The sequence below is a fragment of the Bacillus sp. 196mf genome (assembly GCF_003217275.1).
GTDB classification, from domain to species: domain Bacteria; phylum Bacillota; class Bacilli; order Bacillales; family Bacillaceae_G; genus Bacillus_A; species Bacillus_A thuringiensis_S.
In genome coordinates, this window is the sequence record NZ_QJTG01000074.1 from 1 (window position 1) to 4,012 (window position 4,012).

The window sequence follows — 4,012 nt, forward strand, 5'->3', positions numbered from 1 at the left end:
ACTTCCACTGGAGAATTATCTTTTTCCGCTGCAAACGATGCAGTAGGGACTGCAAAAGAACTTAAAATAGTTGCTGTTGCTAATCCTTTTATGATAAATTGCTTTTTCATGTGTCATGCACACTCCTCTACATAATATGATAAAAATACCAATAGGTATTTTTCTGTATACAAATGAAACAGTCAAAAAACTAAATAAAACATAAAAGTTTATTTAGTTTCATTCAACGAGACTTATCTTAGCAAATCGATTTGATACTGTATAGTTGAAATAATTACCATATTTATGGAATTTACATATTTTGGAATATTTTCTGTGGAAAATCATACGTATAGTAATTCAAGTTCCAACTTGGCGTATACCCGTGTTACAAAATTACTTGCACACAGTTTTATGGATTTGTATAAACAATATAAGAAGCCATCCTTACGGATGGTGGGTACACAGGAGAAAAGTTTCAAAAATGTAGAGAGAAAACTAGAAACAAGTAAACAAATGATTGTCCTAGGATTTCTCGCTATTTTAATACAAAAAAGGTAAGACTATAAACAGACTCTAAGAACTTGTTTAAAATCTTTTCAATAAAATTGCCACACCTGCCAATAAGCAACTTTGTCTACTATTTTCAAGTGTTCGTTCACAATTCTTCCACAGTCTGCGGTACATCGTAAACCACTATATTTATTTCCTATATTAATAGGAAGAAACTTAACTTTTTTTAAACTATCATTCCTTTTTAGTGTCATTTTCGTAATCCATATTTTTATCCAATTAGAAAGCTTAATTTTTTCAACATCCATTTTCTTGCTGTAACAGAACGGTTGCAAAGTTTTCTGGGGTTATAGGATATTTTCTAAATCAGTATGCCTAAAACATATCAATAATCACATTTGAATTGTATTCTTCTCTTATGGTATATTGATATGCAACGGTTATTATTTGATATAAGATGTTTGTTTTTGATTGAAAAACCTAACTTCTTATTTCTGTAAAAACAAGGAAGGAATCCGAGAGATTATGCTTTCTCCTTTAGAGGACCTTTAGCTCAGCTGGTCAGAGCAGACGGCTCATAACCGTCCGGTCATAGGTTCAAGTCCTATAAGGTCCATATTGCTATTTATAAAATACTATGATATCCTTCCTATACCATCACATCGTCTTAGCTGTTTTCCATTGCTAAGTGCTAAAAATCCCCCTTACCTCATCATTGTAAGGGGATTTTTAGCATGATCAATTACCTTCCATATACCGAAGGACTACTCGTATGTTTAAAAATGATTCTGTTTCAGATTGTTTCAAGATTTACGATATATAATGGGCATAAGCAGACTTGGAATAAGTACATAAGAAATTAGCTTAGGAGAACTGGCTTCTTATTGACAACTGGAACAGGAGTACTCCTGTTTTCTATCACTTCTTTCTTGCACGTATCCAAGAAAAGCTACAGTGAAGATCGTGAGTAGGAGGATTTGTTTCCTTTGCTCATGTATAAGGATGTGAAGGCATAATCTCCTATTTTGGTGAAGGGAATACTATGGTAAAAATTGTTTTTAGACACACCTAACATAACAAGTACATAGGTGAACATTTATTTTGAATAATTAGATTGACAATGCGAGACCACCCTTGTTATATTTATAACGCCCTCGGGAACTGAATAAACAATTGTGTTTTTAATGGTTTCTGAGGTGATTACTTTTGTATAAATAGATAGGAGAATTCATTTTGAAGAAAAATCGTACCTTTTTCACAATAGCAGCTTTAGCAATTGGAGTTACAACATTTACAGGAGGAGAAGGATCTGTATTTGCTGCTGAAAATACTCAGATGACAGCAGAAGCAAAAGTGAGAACAGATAATCCCGTTTCTTGGACTACCTTTATGGGGGCACATAGTCAAGACGGACTACTTTTTGCTTCTGTAGGTGTTGAAGAAAAAAAACTAAGATTTCACGGTGTAATTAAGGATAAAAGTAATACTGTTCAAGTTGTTCGAACAAGATGGAAAATTGCAAATCATCCGGATGGTACCTATGAATGGACGAAAAACAAAACAGTTAATACAACATATCCTACTGATAAAGGTTTCGAAGAAGTGTTTCCCAAAATATCAAATTTTAGCGGCAATGCCATTGTCCAACAATCAGGAGCTATTATCTTAAACGATTACGTTACTTTAAATAATATTACGCCAAAGAACGTCCAAAATTTAAATCCATCTCTAAATCTGGGATATTGGATAATCATAGAAAATACATATAGTGATGGCAGCAGGGGTTATTATAGCTTTATTATTCCCTTTATCCAACCAAAAGATGAACATGGGGATCCACTCATACATGGGTCTAGATTTGGCGGAGGAAGCTACCTAATTCCAGGATACGCGGATGCTCCAATTGGCTTACACGGATTCGAACGAAAAGCGTTTACGACAGTATAAAATCTTATTTGCATCAGATTTCTCAGTATGTGTGTTGGAAAATAAGATGTCTTCTATTTTTTGATTTGGTCAATTGACAATTCAAAGAAAGAGTTATTATAGTAATGTGTACATAGGATACAAAAATAAAAATGGTTTATTTGGTGTATGGAGTGCGGGACAGATGATACACCTGCATGAAGATTACCGTACAGTTCCCTTGTAGTGGAATGTACGAACACAAAAAAGCAGAAATGTTAATCAAAGGGCTGACAAATTTTTGTGGACTTGTACAAGCTATGTATTGTCTAATGCATAGCTTAAGGAGTAATGATGAATAGTATATATATTCTTTTAAACTGTAGGAGGAATGATTCATGACAGAAGTAACGTTTTTAGGTAATCCTATGCAAGTAAGTGGAAATAAGTTAAAAATAGGTGACCAAGCACCTACTTTTGAATTGCTGACAAATGATTTATCACCCGTTCAGTTAGAAACCTATAACGGAAAAGTAAAATTAATTAGTGTCGTACCCTCTCTTGACACAGAGGTGTGTGATGCACAAACGCGACGTTTTAATCAAGAAGCCTCTCAGTTAGATCATGTACAGCTTTTAACAATTAGTGTTGATTTACCATTTGCTCAAAAGCGTTGGTGCGGGGCACAAGGAATGGATCATGTAGTAATCCTTTCTGATCATCGTACTCTTTCGTTCGGAAAAGCTTACGGTGTGATTTTAGATGATCTTCGTTTACTTACTCGTGCTGTATTTGTAGTAGACTCTTTCAATACAATCGTTTACGCTGAATATGTTAATGAGGTAACTCATCACCCAAATTATATCGCTGCTTTAGAAGCTGCAAAGTCTGCAAAATAATAGTAGAAAACAAATAATAAAATGAATCCCCATTATCCTATGGATAATGGGGATTTTAAGCTTATATCTATATATAGCGAGAAAAATGAAATTATTTCAGTATTTTAAGCAGGTTTTCAACTTTGCAATAGAACCGTATGTTTTACTTTATGTGTCTTTGGTCCTCCATTTGAACCGTTTTCGTAAATTGTTTCATGATCATATCTACCCTTACGCCTTTTCTTAAGAATAGCGCGTATATAAAATTGACTCAATATTCTTTCATACGATTGTCCAGATAAATAATAAGATTCCGTTGTAATCACTACAAATATAATACATGTGGATGATTGCTATGTACTACATATATTTTTATACTCGAAAACAGAATGGTTTGCAGTTTTATATCCTATTCTTGCATCAGTGTCGAAATGGGGACGTATAGATACAGTTCATTTAGAGGAAAATACGTTTATACTCCTGATTTATTAGCGGCATTGTTTTGACACAAGAAATATTACTTATAACTTATAGGTGGTGTAACCCATGAATCATAAAAAAATTGATAATAAAATAAAGCATCGTATTCATCCTATACAATCAACATCTCACGAAGAAGATACAGAATTTTCATCTGAAAAAATCATAAAAGGATTAGCAACAGCAACTATTTTAAGTTCTTTTGCAGTCCCTACTGCATCGTTTGCAGCGGAAAAAGATAATTCTCCAGTGGAAGT

3 protein-coding genes and 1 tRNA gene are annotated in these 4,012 nt (G+C 33.6%); all 4 read left to right on the plus strand.

Annotated features, from left to right (window positions below):
- The first annotated feature begins 1,034 nt into the window (after positions 1–1,034).
- Positions 1,035–1,108: transfer RNA gene (locus ATL10_RS30310), tRNA-Ile, on the plus strand.
- A gap of 617 nt (positions 1,109–1,725) precedes the next feature.
- The gene (locus ATL10_RS30315) at positions 1,726–2,439 is read left to right on the plus strand and encodes a hypothetical protein (RefSeq protein ID WP_110498314.1); all 714 of its coding nucleotides are present in this window, start codon (positions 1,726–1,728) and stop codon (positions 2,437–2,439) included.
- Positions 2,440–2,795: 356 nt separating this feature from the next.
- Entirely contained in the window at positions 2,796–3,296 is a 501-nt protein-coding gene (tpx, locus tag ATL10_RS30320; RefSeq protein WP_110498316.1) for a thiol peroxidase, read from the plus strand.
- 525 nt (positions 3,297–3,821) lie between these two features.
- Positions 3,822–4,012 (plus strand): hypothetical protein (locus ATL10_RS30325; protein ID WP_142670041.1); only part of this gene is annotated, 191 nt, incomplete at its 3' end.